This is a genomic window from Arthrobacter sp. YA7-1, from assembly GCF_025960325.1.
Lineage (GTDB): Bacteria > Actinomycetota > Actinomycetes > Actinomycetales > Micrococcaceae > Arthrobacter > Arthrobacter bambusae_A.
Map to the genome: position 1 here is coordinate 1,162,974 of NZ_CP110114.1, position 13,276 is coordinate 1,176,249.

12 protein-coding genes are annotated in these 13,276 nt (G+C 65.8%); 6 read left to right on the forward strand and 6 right to left on the reverse strand.

Annotation, left to right across the window (positions count from 1 at the left end):
• Window positions 1-39 precede the first annotated feature (39 nt).
• The 3 genes from OIT41_RS05470 to alr all read right to left on the reverse strand — a co-directional run bounded on the left by OIT41_RS05470 (window position 40) and on the right by alr (window position 3,312).
• A complete protein-coding gene (locus OIT41_RS05470) occupies window positions 40-279 on the reverse strand; it encodes a hypothetical protein (RefSeq protein WP_241710480.1) in 240 nt (79 codons plus the stop codon).
• Between the two features lie 215 nt (window positions 280-494).
• Entirely contained in the window at window positions 495-2,102 is a 1,608-nt protein-coding gene (locus OIT41_RS05475; protein ID WP_264637529.1) for a PucR family transcriptional regulator, read from the reverse strand.
• Window positions 2,092-3,312 carry an alanine racemase gene (gene alr, locus OIT41_RS05480; protein ID WP_264637530.1) on the reverse strand — a complete coding sequence of 407 codons (1,221 nt, stop codon included), beginning with the start codon at window positions 3,310-3,312 and terminating at the stop codon, window positions 2,092-2,094. Before alr ends, OIT41_RS05475 begins: the two co-directional genes overlap by 11 nt.
• A gap of 219 nt (window positions 3,313-3,531) precedes the next feature.
• On the opposite strand from alr, the gene OIT41_RS05485 reads away from it, so the two are divergent.
• Together OIT41_RS05485 and OIT41_RS05490 are read left to right on the forward strand one after the other, a co-directional pair.
• The gene (locus OIT41_RS05485) at window positions 3,532-4,962 is read left to right on the forward strand and encodes an amino acid permease (protein ID WP_171983404.1); all 1,431 of its coding nucleotides are present in this window, start codon (window positions 3,532-3,534) and stop codon (window positions 4,960-4,962) included.
• The gene (locus OIT41_RS05490; RefSeq protein ID WP_264637531.1) at window positions 4,959-6,680 is read left to right on the forward strand and encodes a flavin monoamine oxidase family protein; all 1,722 of its coding nucleotides are present in this window, start codon (window positions 4,959-4,961) and stop codon (window positions 6,678-6,680) included. Before OIT41_RS05485 ends, OIT41_RS05490 begins: the two co-directional genes overlap by 4 nt.
• Here OIT41_RS05490 and OIT41_RS05495 read toward each other — a convergent pair.
• The 3 genes from OIT41_RS05495 to purU form a co-directional block, all read right to left on the reverse strand.
• On the reverse strand, window positions 6,677-7,201 hold the full coding sequence (locus OIT41_RS05495; RefSeq protein ID WP_078106004.1) for a gamma carbonic anhydrase family protein: 525 nt from the start codon (window positions 7,199-7,201) through the stop codon (window positions 6,677-6,679). The genes OIT41_RS05490 and OIT41_RS05495 overlap by 4 nt on opposite strands.
• 93 nt (window positions 7,202-7,294) lie before the next feature.
• A complete protein-coding gene (locus tag OIT41_RS05500) occupies window positions 7,295-7,882 on the reverse strand; it encodes a class I SAM-dependent methyltransferase (protein ID WP_264637532.1) in 588 nt (195 codons plus the stop codon).
• A 111-nt stretch (window positions 7,883-7,993) separates the two neighbouring features.
• Window positions 7,994-8,854: a formyltetrahydrofolate deformylase gene (gene purU / locus OIT41_RS05505; protein WP_078106002.1), complete on the reverse strand. Its 861-nt coding sequence runs from the start codon at window positions 8,852-8,854 to the stop codon at window positions 7,994-7,996.
• Between the two features lie 227 nt (window positions 8,855-9,081).
• On the opposite strand from purU, the gene glyA reads away from it, so the two are divergent.
• The 4 genes from glyA (at window position 9,082) to OIT41_RS05525 (ending at window position 13,192) form a co-directional block, all read left to right on the forward strand.
• Window positions 9,082-10,380 carry a serine hydroxymethyltransferase gene (glyA, locus tag OIT41_RS05510; RefSeq protein WP_078106001.1) on the forward strand — a complete coding sequence of 433 codons (1,299 nt, stop codon included), beginning with the start codon at window positions 9,082-9,084 and terminating at the stop codon, window positions 10,378-10,380.
• A gap of 8 nt (window positions 10,381-10,388) precedes the next feature.
• On the forward strand, window positions 10,389-11,300 hold the full coding sequence (locus OIT41_RS05515; RefSeq protein WP_241709456.1) for a bifunctional methylenetetrahydrofolate dehydrogenase/methenyltetrahydrofolate cyclohydrolase: 912 nt from the start codon (window positions 10,389-10,391) through the stop codon (window positions 11,298-11,300).
• Window positions 11,301-11,402: 102 nt separating this feature from the next.
• The gene (locus tag OIT41_RS05520; protein WP_241709457.1) at window positions 11,403-12,530 is read left to right on the forward strand and encodes a sensor histidine kinase; all 1,128 of its coding nucleotides are present in this window, start codon (window positions 11,403-11,405) and stop codon (window positions 12,528-12,530) included.
• Complete coding sequence (locus OIT41_RS05525; protein WP_264637533.1) at window positions 12,527-13,192, forward strand: response regulator; 666 nt, start codon at window positions 12,527-12,529, stop codon at window positions 13,190-13,192. Before OIT41_RS05520 ends, OIT41_RS05525 begins: the two co-directional genes overlap by 4 nt.
• Window positions 13,193-13,276: the final 84 nt, after the last annotated feature.

A 13,276-nucleotide genomic window follows, 5' to 3' on the forward strand; every position in this document is an offset into this window, starting at 1 on the left:
ACGTTGTCAGTGCCACCACGACGGCTGGCTTGTAGCGAGCTACCTGCATTCAACGAACACAGAGACACCCCATTGGCTCCAACTCCAGTTGCCGGTGAAGCGGCCTCGGCCCTGCGTCAGGCACCAGATGGCCATCGCTGCGAGCAATGCAAAAGCAAGCACCATCAGGACGGCGAGAACGACTAGAAACCAGCCGTCGTAGCGAACAATCATTTCGTCAATCTTGGTTCGTGCAGATGCAATCGTGCTGCTTGCGTTCAATGCGGTCGTCGTGAGCATTTCGTTCCTCCATTTCGATTTGAGCTACTGGCGGATCCCGTGTAGCCGGCACCCGAATGGTAGGCCGCGAAAACCGCGTCTCAGTGGTCAAACGGCGAAATTAAGTGGTGGAACGGGGCAAAATACGTGCAAAATCGACGTTTCTCAGTGTGCCTGCAGTCCTGTCTACGTGTTTTGAGCAGCACGGCACGGAGACAGCCAGGAAGTCGCGAAGACTAGGCGTCCCCTCCGCCCACCAAGCCGTCCGTGTACTGAAGCGCGATCCAAAGCTCCGCCCGCACCTGGGCAAGGTTCAGGTCGGTGTCGAGCAGTTCGGCGAGCAGTCCGATCTGGCGGCGCACGCTGTTGCGGTGCAGCCCCAGCAGCTTGGCGGAGGCGTCCCAGCTGCCGTTTTCGCTCAGCCAGCCCCGGAGCACCGCTAAGAGGGGATCGCGCCGATCGGCCTCCAAGGCAAGCACCGGCTCGAGAAGCCTCGCGGCAAGCATGGACCCGGCCTCGCGTCCCAGGAGTCCCGTAACGGACCAGGTCACCTCGTCGACGCGGGCGCTCCGTCCGCTGGACTGGACCCGGGAACGCAGCGACGTTACGCGTTGGTGCGCTGCGGCGAGGCCGGTCAGTTCCGTCGGCTCTCCGATGACGAGACGCCAGCCGAGCTTTTCGACGTCCGCCAGGAGCGCGTCGTCCACCTTCAAACGAGTGATGGCAGCGAATCCGTAATCGGTGATTTCCACCAGTTTGGTGTCGAAAAGGCGCCGCCACTGCAGTAGCTCACGCACCGGGCTGTCGCCGGCAGGCCACTCAGGCGAGTCCACCTTGATGCCTTGGATTACGCGCAGGGGAGCGGATCGCGTAGAGGACAAGCTCTGGGCGAGGAGGTCCTTGAGCCCGTTGACGTGCCGGGTCCCGCCGGTGGCAAGGGTTTCAGGGTGCAAAAGCAACGCCGTCGCCAATTGGCTCGGTGCCAGCGAGCCGCTGGTCCGTTGGCGGACGAGCAACTCCAGCAACCCCACGACGGACTGCACCACGCTGTTCTGGGCGGGAGTCAGCGCGGCGTCCGAGCCCAGGATCAGGGCGCCCAGATTGGCGTCCTTGGTGCTCCGGAGCGGATGGCCGAAAACCATCTCCGATCCCGGCTGCTCAAAGCCGTCCACCTCTACCCGCGGGCCGCTGCCGGAAAGGAGCCGTTCGAGCATGGGCTCCAGCAATGAATGCTCGACGCCGGTGCTGCCGCCGGCAGCGTGGGCACGCGCACGCACCCGCCCGTCCGCTCCGACGAGAAGTGCCCAGACGGGTACTTTCTGGACCAACGCGGCAAGCAGCTCGTGTTCCGGTCTGGGGGAGAGGACCGCCCGCATGAGTTGCCGGTTGGTGTCCGCGAGCTGGCGGAAGACCTTCGCGTTATCGGACTCCAGGAGCTGGGAGAACTCAAGGCCGATCGCGGCGAACGGGATGGACTCCGGGATCTCGATCAAAGTGAGCTTATGCCGCCGGCACGCCTTGAGCAGCTCGGCCGGGACGGCGTCGAAATACGGCCTGATCCCGAACCCCAGCGCCGCCACCTTGGCCCCCACCAGCCGCTTCACGTACGCGTCGACATTGTCGGTGGACCCGCCGTCCCCCAGGAAGGGGAGTCCCGCAGTCAGCAGGAACTCCCCGTCCGGCAGGTAGGGTGTGGGATCGTCCAGTTCGCTGGGTTCGACCCAGCGCAGCAGCTCCCCGCCGCTGCCGCCGTCGTGGAGTATCTCCAACTCGGGCGGCAGCTGCTTCAGGAACTGTTCAAGCGTGACGAAACTCAGGCGGCTGGGGCTTGGCTCAGGAGGCATCGCTCGCTGCCTCCTGGTAATCGGGGCACTCGTAGGCGCTGGACTCATACACACGCGGGAGTCGCGGTGCGATCCGGTTGATGATCTCGTCACCGTGGCTTCCGATGGCGGCGCCCCAATCGTCGGCGCTCGCAGCCCCTCCGGCCGGATCGCCGAACAGGACCGCCGTGTCACCGACCTCGATCCCGGAAGCATCCGGGCCGAGGTCCACCATGAACTGGTCCATGCATACCTTGCCGATCACGGGGACTTTCCGTCCGGCGATCTGGACCAGGCTCCGGCCGCTGACGCCCTTGGGGATGCCGTCGGCGTAACCGAGGGGGATGAGGCCGAGATAACGCGGCTCGTGCGTGATGGCCTGATGTTCGTAGCTGACGCCGGTCCCCGCCGGGACCTTCTTGACCATGACGAGCGGCGCCGTCACGCTCAAAGCGGGGCGCAGCCCGAAGTCGGCGGGATCCAGGTGGTCGGCGGGGGCCAAGCCGTAGATCGCCAGTCCAGCGCGGACCATGTCGAAATGGAATTCGGGCCGGTCCAGGATGTTTGCCGAGCTCGACACGTGCCGCAGCTGCGGGTCCAGTCCGGCGGCGCGGGCTTCGTCAACGGCGTCTTCGAACTCCGCCACGGCTGCAGCGTTTCCCGGATGGGCGGGAACGTCGGCCCAGGCCAGGTGGGTCCAGATGCCGCGAACCAGAACCGTGCCGTCCTCTTCGGACTTGCGAGCCTGGGCCACGAGTTCGGACCAGTCTTCCTTGCGAGCGCCGCCGCGGCTGAGGCCGCTGTCCAGTTCCAGGTGCACGACGGCGGGGCGGCCCAATTGCCTCGCGATCCCGGCCAGGACCTCAAGTTGAGCGACGCTCCCAAGAGAAACGTCGACGTCGTACTCCAGTGCTTCCCGGATGGTCGCGCTGGTCTGGGATGCCAGATATAGCCAGGACAGGACCGGCACCGTGATGCCCGCCTTGCGCAAGGTGATCGCTTCGCTCAATTGGGCGGTTCCCAACCAATCAGCTCCTGCCGCCACCGCCGTGCGGGCCACCTCCACGAGGCCGTGACCGTAGCCGTTCCCCTTGACGACGGCCATGAAATGCGGCGCGGCAGTGCGCTCTTTGAGGGCGTTGATGTTGTCTGAAATCGCAGACAGATCAACGCTGACCTGCCCGGAGAGCGCCGCTTCCGGCGTCGTTTCTGATTGTGCAATACGTCTCATGGTTGATCACTATAGGTCATTTTGCACCGCCGTGAGAGCTGGCTCACAGGCTTACGGTTGTCAGGGGAATCCGCCAACTACTCTGAAGGGACGTCAACGGTGACTGTGCCTACCTCCACCCAGACGAAGCCAACGCACGCCACGAATACGGACGCCGGCCACGCCGCCCTCCGCCCGGGGCTCGGTTCGCAGCTGCTGCGCCGCAAGCCGATCGGGCAGATGGTCAGCGAGGCCGGAAGCAGCAAGAGCGGTACGCCGTTGGTCCGCAGCTTCGGCGTCCTCCAGCTCACGATGATCAGTGTCGGCGCGACCCTCGGCACCGGCATCCTGGTGATCCTGGGTGAATCCGTGCCGCTGGCCGGGCCCGCAGTCTGGATCTCCTTCGTGGTGGCAGGCCTTGCCGCCTTGTTCTCAGCCGTGTCCTACGCGGAGATGGCGGGCCTCGTGCCCGTTGCCGGATCCAGCTACTCCTACTCCTACGCCACGATGGGCGAGGGCATGGCCTGGATCTGTGGTTGGTGCCTCGTCCTCGAATACGCGGTCTCCGTCGCAGCCGTCGCCGTCGGTGCGGGGCAATACGTGAACGAAACCCTCTCCGCGTTCGGGCAAGTCCTGCCGGATGCGATGTCGCAACCACCGGGCAGCGGCGGAGTGGTCAACATACCGGCCATGCTGATCGTCGTCCTCGCGATGATCCTGCTGGTGCGCGGGGCCAAGGAAAGCGCCTGGATCAACACCGCGATCGTGACCATCAAGATCGTCATCCTGTTGTTCTTCTGTGCCGTTGCCTTCACCGCATTCAACGCCGGCAACTTCGAACCCCTCATGCCCATGGGTGCCGCAGGCGTCTCTGCCGCCGCCTCCCGGGTATTCTTCTCCTACATCGGCTTCGACGCAGCCTCCACCGCTGGCGAAGAGGCACGCAACCCCAAGCGTGACCTGCCCCGGGCCATCCTGCTCTCCATGGTGATCGTGACCAGCATCTACGTCCTGGTAGCCGTGGCCGCCATCGGCGCCCGTCCCTGGGAATGGTTCGGCGGCACCGAGGCAGCACTCGTCCAGATCCTCGAGGAAACCACCCACCAGCCCTGGATCGCGCTCGTCTTCTCCATCGGAGCCGTGCTCGCCATCGCCAGCATCGTTCTGACCGTGCTCTACGGCCAGACCCGCATCCTGCTCTCCATGTCCCGCGACGGACTGGTCCCGGAGGTCTTCGGCCGGATCTCCCCGCGCACCGGCACCCCGGTGGCTGGAACGCTCATCGTGGGCACCGCCGTCGCACTCACCGCGGGACTCGTCCCGCTCGGTGCGCTGGCCGACGCCACCAGCATCGGCACCCTCTTCGCGTTCGCGCTCGTCAACGTCGCCGTCATCTACCTGCGTCGCAACCGCCCGGAGCTCACGCGCAGCTTCCGCGTCCCGCTCTACCCAATCACCCCCGTCCTCGGCACGCTGATGTGCGCCTACCTCATGGCCAACCTGGGTGCTGACACCTGGGTGGTGTTCGGTGGCTGGATGCTGGTAGGCATTGCCCTCTACTTCGGCTACGGACGCCGGAACTCCAAGGTAGCGGCGCTCAGCGAAGAGGAATACCGTGAACTATCCGCAAGGGTCGCCGACCCGGAAACTGTGAAGGCAGAACTTTCATGACCATCGCCACCGAATTGCCCACGGAACCCACGCCCCGCGGTGACACCGGAATTCCCCAAGCAACGCCGGCCGACGCTCCCATCACGATGCTGAACCCGGACTTTCCGTTCAGCTACGACCACTACCTGGCCCACCCCGACGGCCTGGCGGTTGTTCCGCCGGAGCTGTACGGCACGGAGGTCGCGGTGATCGGTGCCGGCTTGTCGGGACTGGTCACGGCCTACGAGCTCATGAAGCTCGGGCTGCGCCCTGTTGTCTATGAAGCCGACCAGATCGGCGGACGGTTGCGCACCGCGAGCTTCCCCTCCGCCCCCGGCGTGGTGGCAGACCTCGGCGGCATGCGCTTCCCGGTGTCCGGAAAGGCGTTCTATCACTACGTGGATCTCCTCGGCCTGGACACCCAGGAATTCCCCAACCCGCTCGCTCCCGCAACATCGAGCACCGTGATCGAGCTGGCAGGACAGAAGCATTACGCCGCCACCTCCGCTGACCTTCCGGAGTTCTTCCACGAGGTTGCCGCAGCCTGGAAGGCAGCCGTGAATGACGGCGCCGCGTTCCAGGAAATGCAGGAGGCGATCCGGGCCCGCGACACCACGCGAATCAAGGAGCTATGGAATGAGCTGCTCCCGCTCCTCGACGAACAGACCTTCTACGGCTTCATCGCCGCGAGCACGTCCTTCAAGGAGGCCGGATTCGCGCACCGCGAGGCGTTCGGCCAGGTAGGTTTCGGCACAGGCGGCTGGGACACGGACTTCCCCAACTCAATCCTTGAGATCCTGCGCGTCGTCTACACCGACGCCGATGACCAGCACCGCCTCATCACCGGTGGAGCGCAACGGCTCCCCGAGGCACTCTGGCACCACGCGCCGTCGGGCATGGCCCACTGGCCCGAGGGCACCTCGCTCGCCTCGCTGCATTCCGGCTCCCCACGCGGAGCCGTGGACCGCATCGAACGAGGAGAGAACGGCGACCTCATGGTGCGCGAACGTTGGGGCCGCGAAACCGGGTACCCCGCCGTTGTGACCACGTGCCAGTCCTGGCTGCTGTCCACGCGCATCCACACCCAGGAAGCGTTGTTCCCCGCGGAATTATGGACAGCGATCGAGCGCTCGCACTACATGCAGTCGTCCAAGACCTTCGTTATGGTGGACCGGCCGTTCTGGAAGGACATCGACCCCGAAACGGGCCGCGAGGTGTTGTCCATGACGTTGACCGACCGGCTCAACCGGGCAACGTACCTGCTCGACGACGGTCCGGACAAGCCTGCCGTCATCCTCCTGTCCTACACGTGGAACGACGACGCCCTGAAGTGGCTCTCGCTCAGCGCCGAAGAACGCGTCAAGCTCATGCTGCACTCGCTTGAGCAGATCTACCCGGGTGTGGACATTGCGAGCCACATCATTGGCCAGCCCATCACCGTTTCCTGGGAAGCCGACCCCAACTTCATGGGCGCCTTCAAGGCCAACCTGCCCGGCCATTACCGCTACCAGCAGCGCTTGTTCACGCACTTCAAGCAGGACAAGCTGCCGGAAAGCCAGCGGGGCATCTTCCTGGCGGGCGACGACGTCTCGTTCACCGCAGGCTGGGCCGAAGGCGCCGTCACCACGGGACTGAACGCGGTGTGGGGCGTGGTGAACCACCTCGGCGGTTCGTCCGTGGCAGGCAACCCCGGTCCCGGCGACGTGTTGGACGAGCTGGGGCCAATCAGCCTGGACTAGCCCTGTGCGTGCATCCCGCGGTGCGCCGCCGCCAGCTCCCGGTAGTGCGCCGCGTTGTGCTTCACGCCGTCGAGCTCTTCTTCGCTCAGTTCGCGGCGCACTTTGGCGGGCACTCCGGCAACCAAGGAGCGGGGCGGGATGACGGTTCCCTCAAGCACGACGGCGCCGGCGGCCACCAGCGAGCCGGTACCGATGACGGCGCCGTTCAGGATGGTGGCGCTCATGCCGATGAGGCAGTCGTCCTCCACGGTGCATCCGTGGACGACGGCGCTGTGGCCGACGCTGACGCGCTCGCCGACGGTGCAGGGGAAACCCGGGTCGGCGTGCAGGACCACATTGTCCTGGAGGTTCGAGCCGGCGCCGACGCTGATGGCGGCGGTGTCGGCACGGACCGACACGCCATAGAAGGCGCTCGAGTCCGCGCCGAGGGTGGCCTTGCCGATGATCGAAGCCGTGGGTGCCACGAAGGCAGTGTCATGGATGGCCGGGGTATCCCCGGCAAACGTATAAATGGGAGCCATGTGGCAAGCCTAGATGACGGCGTCCGGTCCACCCATCCCAACTGGGTCGCATTTGTTGTCGTTATGAGCCCTGAAAACGACAACAAATGCGAGTCAGTTGGGTGGGCCGGAAGGAGTCCGGAGGACGAGGAACTGGTAGTGCTGCGTCCTCTGGCCCGCACCAGGTCCGGACTCGGCTCCCGTGCCCTCGGGCCAGGTCTCGAAGTGCTCGACGTCGCCGTTTGCACCAAAGATGCGTCGCACGGCGTCGTCGCTCCGCCGGCTGAGGAACCGCCGCGGCTCGTCGTGGTCCTCGGGGTTGAGGACTTCTTCATCGTCACCGGACCAGAGCCCGACGGCGATTGGCGCACCAGCCGCGCTGACCCGCACGAGTTCACGGACGACGTCGTGGATTACCGCGTTGGGGACGTGCAGGAGGGTGCCCATGGTCCACACAGCCGGGAAAGTGGCATCGGCGAACGGCAGGGACCGGCCGCTGGCAACGCTGGCGTCGAGCCCTTTGGCGCGGGCGGCCTGGATGCTCTCCTCGGACAGGTCAACGCCCGTGTAATGCAGTCCCGCCCGCACGAAATCCAAACCTTCGACGCCTGTGCCGCAGCCAAGTTCGAACAGAGAGTGCCGGTGTTCGTCCTTGAGCAGGCGAATGAACCAATCGCGGCATTCCGTCCGATGCGGGGTCATAGGCCCGGTCCCGTCCATGGTCCCAGCGTAGAACACATATCAGCTCGCAGTAGGTGTCGTTATGAGGCGTCAAAACGACATTAACTGCGAGTCAGTTGGGTGGGGAGAGTGTTAGTTGAACACCACCGTGCGGGTGCCGTCGAGCAGGACGCGGTGTTCGGCGTGCCACTGCACGGCCTGGGCGAGCGTGCGGCCTTCGACGTCGCGGCCCATCTGCACGAATTGCTCGGCCGTGCGGGCGTGGTCCACCCGGATGACTTCCTGCTCGATGATCGGACCCTCGTCGAGGTCCGCCGTGACGTAATGCGCAGTTGCGCCGATGATCTTCACTCCCCGGGCATGCGCCTGGTGGTAGGGCTTGGCGCCCTTGAAGGACGGCAGGAAGGAGTGATGGATGTTGATGGCCTTGCCGTTGAGCTCGGTGCAGAGCTCGTTGGAGAGGACCTGCATGTACCGCGCCAGGACGGTCAGCTCGATGCCGTGCTCGTGGATGAGTTCGAGCAGCTTCGCCTCGGCCCGGGGTTTGGTGTCCGGGGTGACCGGGATGTGGTGGAAGGGGATCCCGTAGAACTCCGCCAGGCCTTCGAGGTCCCGGTGGTTCGACACGATGGCCGGTACCTCGATGGGGAGGGTTCCGGTGCGTTGCTGGAAGAGCAGGTCGTTGAGGCAGTGTGCGTCCTTCGAACCCAGGATCAGGGTACGGACTTTCTGGCCCACCGGGTTGATCTGCCACTTCATGCCGAATGCTTGGGCCACCGGGGCCAGCGCCGAACTCAGCTCGGCCTCGGTCGAGGACGTGGTGGCTTCCACCCGCATGAAAAAGTTTCCCGTGCTGGGGCTGCCGTATTGCTGGGAATCGGCGATGTTGCAGCCTGCCTCCAACAAGGCGCCTGCAACGGCGTGCACAATTCCGGGCCGGTCCGGGCAGGACAGGGTTACAACAAAAGACGTAGGCAGGGTGGATTCAGTCACACGATCAAGCCTACCGTTGCGCACCTGTTGTACTGTTTAAGTCGTCGCGACTGGCGTTGGGTGGTGTACCACCAGGGAGCGGCACTGATGAAGACCACGGATCGTACGCCTGGGCCGAGGGTCACGTTTTACCGTCGCTCTGCCACGCCCCGTAATCAAAGGCATGGAAAAAACCCAGCCGGTAGCCTGACCTGTAGAAATACCCGTTGCCTATCCAGGAGATCTTCGTGACCACCTCCACCATCACCTCCGCGACCATCAGCAACCAGCCGCTCGCCGAGCTCGACCCCGAGATCGCCGCGGTTCTGGAACAGGAACTCGGCCGCCAGCGCGGCACCCTGGAAATGATCGCTTCCGAGAACTTTGCGCCCCGCGCCGTCATGGAGGCCCAGGGTTCCGTCCTGACCAACAAGTACGCTGAAGGCTACCCGGGCCGCCGCTACTACGGTGGCTGCGAATACGTGGACATCGCCGAGCAGCTGGCCATCGACCGCGTGAAGGCCCTCTTCGGCGCAGAGTATGCCAACGTGCAGCCGCACTCCGGCGCGCAGGCCAACGCAGCAGCCCTGTCGGCCATGATCACTCCCGGCGACAAGATCCTCGGCCTTTCGCTCGCCCACGGCGGCCACCTGACCCACGGCATGAAGCTCAACTTCTCCGGAAAGCTCTACAACGTAGCTGCCTACCAGGTTGAAGAAGACACCTTCCGCGTGGACATGGACAAGCTCCGCGAACAGGCCATTGCCGAGAAGCCCCAGGTCATCATCGCCGGCTGGTCCGCTTACCCGCGCCACCTCGACTTCGCTGCCTTCCGTTCCATCGCCGACGAGGTCGGTGCGCTCCTCTGGACGGACATGGCCCATTTCGCGGGCCTCGTCGCAGCAGGGCTGCACCCGAGCCCGGTGCCGCACTCCGACGTCGTTACCTCCACGGTGCACAAGACGCTCTCCGGCCCCCGCTCCGGCGTGATCCTCGCCAAGCAGGAATGGGCGAAGAAGCTCAACTCCAACGTGTTCCCGGGCCAGCAGGGCGGCCCGCTCATGCACGTGATCGCCGCGAAGGCTGTTGCCTTCAAGATCGCTGCCGGCGAGGAATTCAAGGAGCGCCAGGAGCGCGTCCTCGAAGGTGCCAAGATCATCGCCGATCGCCTCAACCAGGCCGACGTCGCCGAAGCCGGCGTTTCCGTGTTGACCGGAGGAACCGACGTGCACTTGGTCCTCGTGGACCTGCGCAACTCGCAGCTGGACGGCCAGCAGGCCGAAGACCTCCTGCACTCGGTGGGCATCACCGTCAACCGCAACGCCGTTCCGTTCGACCCCCGTCCGCCGATGGTCACCTCCGGCCTGCGCATCGGTACCCCGGCCCTGGCTACCCGCGGCTTCGGTGCCACCGAATTCACCGAGGTTGCCGAGATCATCGCTTCCGCGCTGAAGGCCGGCTCCGCCACCGATGTTGAAGCCCTCCAAGCCCGCGTCGACAAGCTCGCCGCCGACTTCCCGCTGTACCCGCAGCACGAGCAGTGGTGAACCCTTCCATGACGCAGACCGCGAAGATCCTTGACGGCAAGGCCGCTGCCGCCGCCATCAAGTCTGAGCTGACCGAGCGTGTCGCCGCGCTGAGGGCCCACGGCATCACTCCGGGCATTGCCACTGTGCTCATTGGTGCTGACCCTGCCTCGCAGCTTTACGTGTCCATGAAGCACAAGCAGTCTGTGGAGATCGGGATGAACTCGATCCAGCGAGAGCTTCCGGCGGACGCCACCCAGGCCCAGGTTGAGGCCCTCATCGACGAACTCAATGCGGACCCCGCCTGTCACGGCTATATTGTGCAGCTGCCGCTGCCCAAGCACCTGGACACCGACGCCATCCTCGAGCGGATCGACCCCGCCAAGGATGCAGACGGCCTGCACCCGACCAACCTGGGCCGGCTGGTGCTCAACGTCAACGGAGAGATCACCTCGCCGCTGCCGTGCACGCCCCGCGGTGTCATCGAGCTCCTGGAGCGCAACGGCTACAGCCTCGCCGGCAAGCACGTTGTGGTGGTCGGCCGTGGCGTCACGATCGGCCGCTCGATCGGCCTGCTGCTCACCCGGCGGGCCGTGAACGCCACCGTGACCCTGACGCACACCGGCACCAAGAACCTCCCGGAGTTGCTGCGGCAGGCAGACGTGATTGTGGGCGCGGCGGGTGCCAAGCACATCGTCAAGCCTGGGGACGTGAAGCCGGGCGCGGCCGTGCTCGACGTCGGCGTCACCCGTGAAACCGACCCCGAGACGGGCAAGAGCAAGGTCCACGGCGACATCGATCCCGCCGTTGCCGAGGTGGCCGGCTGGATTTCGCCGAACCCCGGCGGCGTGGGTCCCATGACCGTGGCGCTGCTCATGACCAACGTGGTCGAAGCAGCGGAACGCCAATTGGCAGCGGGAAGCGTCTCCGGCGTCGCCTGATATTGCTTCCCACCAGCGCGTAGGGCGCCTACTCCCGCAGGAGTAGGCGCCCTACGCCGTTAACCCGACGACGCGGGCGCCGTCCGCGGCTAGGCTCGGAGCATGCAGCGGCGATTCCAGGGCCCTCCCACGAGTTTCATCGTGATCGCGGCGGCCCTGATCCAGGTCCTCGGGACCGTCTTCTCGGCGAGCCACCAAGCCGGCCCCCGCCCCTTGGACCCGCTCGCGTTCCTGCTGTTGCTGGCGGGCCCCGCGGCCCTGGCTTTCCGGACCCGCAGGCCCGCCGTCATGCTGCCGACCACCCTGGCGGCCACGGCCATCTACCTCCTCCTTGGTTATGCCTGGGGTCCCATCGCGCTGTCCCTGGCGCTCTCGATCATCCTGACCGCCGCCGCGGGGTTGCGCTGGCTGGCGTGGCTTGGGGCCGGGATTTCGGCCGCGGCCGTCGTTCTGACGGCTGTCCTCGCCGGGGATGAGACAGGGCTTGTCCGGGCCTCCGCCGGCGTTGCCTGGGCGGCGATCCTCGTCCTGATCGGTGAAGGCTTCCGACGGCGGGGCGAACGGATGGCCGAATACCGGCGACGGCGGGAGGCCGCGAAACAGGCCGAACGGGACGAATACCGCCTCACCCTCGCCCGTGACATCCACGACGTGGTGGCTCACTCCCTGTCGATGATCAACGTCCAGGCCTCCGTGGCGCTCCACCTGGGCACGAACGATCCCGAGAAGCTCCGCCCGGCGCTGGAAGCCATCAAGGCCGCGAGCAAGGAATCCCTGGCCGAGGTCCGTCAACTCCTCGGGGTGCTGCGCGACGACGCCCCGCTCAGTCCCGCGGCACCGCCGAATCTGGGACGGATCCTGGAACTCGTGGAAGACGCGCGGCGCGGCGGGCTGGAGGTGCGGTTCGAGAACTCCCTAGACGGGGACAGAGTAGGTGCTGCACAGCAGGAAGCTGCCTACCGGATCGTCCAGGAAGGGCTGAGCAACGTCCGCAGGCACTCAGGCGCGGCGTCCGCCGTCGTGCATCTGGACGTGGCAGGGAACGCGCTGACCGTCAGGATCGACGACGACGGCGCAGGCCTCCGGGGAGCGCCGGCGGGGAACGGATTGAGGGGCATGCGCGAGCGCGTCGAGGCCCTCGGCGGCATTCTCGGCCTCACGTCGCTGGAGCCCGGGTTGCGCGTGGAAGCGAATCTCCCGTTGAACCCCGTGCAAGGACACCAGGCATGATCCGTTTGCTGCTCGTCGACGACCAGAACCTGATCCGGGCCGGATTCCGGGCCCTCCTGGACGCCGAACCGGACATGGAAGTGGTGGCCGAAGCCGGTACCGGCCGGGATGCCGTCAGGCTGGCCGAGCGCGAGGCGCCCGACGTCGTCCTCATGGACATCCGCATGCCCGACGGTGACGGACTGGCCGCCACCAGGGACATCCTGGCCAACCCCGGCCTCGCGCACACCCGCATCATCATCCTCACCACGTTCGAGCTGGACGAATACATCGCCGAAGCCGTGCGCGCGGGTGCCGCAGGCTTCCTCGTCAAGGACACCGAACCGGAGGAACTGATCCGCGCCGTGCGGGTAGTGCACGACGGCGACGCCCTCCTTTCGCCGTCCGTGACACGCCGCATCATGGCCGAGCTCGCCCTGCACAGCAAAGCGGCGTCGAAGACCGTGCCCCTCGACCAAATCACTGAGCGCGAGCGGGAAGTCCTTGCATTGGTAGGGGAGGGCCTGAACAACGCAGAGATCGCCGAGCGGCTCTTCATCACCCCACTGACGGCGAAGACGCACGTTTCACGGATCATGACCAAACTGCTGGTCCGGGACCGTGCGCAATTGGTGGTGCTGGCGTACGAATCCGGCCTGGTCCGGCCCGGCTGGAGCAGCTAGCCAGGGCACGCAGTCTCCCGGGGGAGTAGGCGGCAGGCCGCAAGTGACTCCCGGTGGCCGACGCGATTCGATGGGCCGAAAACC

Excerpts from the sequence above, each read along its gene's own strand:
- OIT41_RS05470 (WP_241710480.1), bottom strand. The coding sequence starts at position 279 with ATGCTCACGACGACCGCATTGAACGCAAGCAGCACGATTGCATCTGCA.
- OIT41_RS05520 (WP_241709457.1), top strand. The coding sequence starts at position 11,403 with ATGCAGCGGCGATTCCAGGGCCCTCCCACGAGTTTCATCGTGATCGCG.
- OIT41_RS05490 (WP_264637531.1), top strand. The coding sequence starts at position 4,959 with ATGACCATCGCCACCGAATTGCCCACGGAACCCACGCCCCGCGGTGAC.
- OIT41_RS05495 (WP_078106004.1), bottom strand. The coding sequence starts at position 7,201 with ATGGCTCCCATTTATACGTTTGCCGGGGATACCCCGGCCATCCATGAC.
- OIT41_RS05485 (WP_171983404.1), top strand. The coding sequence starts at position 3,532 with ATGGTCAGCGAGGCCGGAAGCAGCAAGAGCGGTACGCCGTTGGTCCGC.
- OIT41_RS05475 (WP_264637529.1), bottom strand. The coding sequence starts at position 2,102 with ATGCCTCCTGAGCCAAGCCCCAGCCGCCTGAGTTTCGTCACGCTTGAA.
- OIT41_RS05525 (WP_264637533.1), top strand. The coding sequence starts at position 12,527 with ATGATCCGTTTGCTGCTCGTCGACGACCAGAACCTGATCCGGGCCGGA.
- OIT41_RS05500 (WP_264637532.1), bottom strand. The coding sequence starts at position 7,882 with ATGACCCCGCATCGGACGGAATGCCGCGATTGGTTCATTCGCCTGCTC.
- OIT41_RS05515 (WP_241709456.1), top strand. The coding sequence starts at position 10,389 with ATGACGCAGACCGCGAAGATCCTTGACGGCAAGGCCGCTGCCGCCGCC.
- alr (WP_264637530.1), bottom strand. The coding sequence starts at position 3,312 with ATGAGACGTATTGCACAATCAGAAACGACGCCGGAAGCGGCGCTCTCC.